This window comes from Psychromonas arctica (assembly GCF_038155225.1).
GTDB lineage: Bacteria > Pseudomonadota > Gammaproteobacteria > Enterobacterales > Psychromonadaceae > Psychromonas > Psychromonas arctica_B.
This window is the reverse complement of the sequence record NZ_JBAKBA010000387.1, coordinates 1-212: the sequence shown is the minus strand read 5'-3', so window position 1 is coordinate 212 and position 212 is coordinate 1. Positions and strand designations below refer to the sequence as shown.

General features: G+C 42.0%; 1 pseudogene. It reads left to right on the top strand.

The annotated features are described in order from the left end of the window. Window positions 1-212 (top strand): annotated as a pseudogene (locus tag V6255_RS18870) (glucose-6-phosphate dehydrogenase); the annotation flags it as partial.

Below are 212 nucleotides of genomic sequence, written 5' to 3'. Positions count from 1 at the left end.
AGACTTAGGCATCGGTTATCGTGGTGGTTATTATGATAACGCCGGCGCGATGCGAGATATGATACAAAATCATTTATTACAAGTGATTGCGAAGGTCGCCATGGAACCGCCTGCCGTTATCAATGACGACTCAATGCGTGATGAAGTGGTTAAAGTGTTGCAATGCCTAAAACGATTGAACGAGGATGATCTAAAACATAACTTAGTATTAG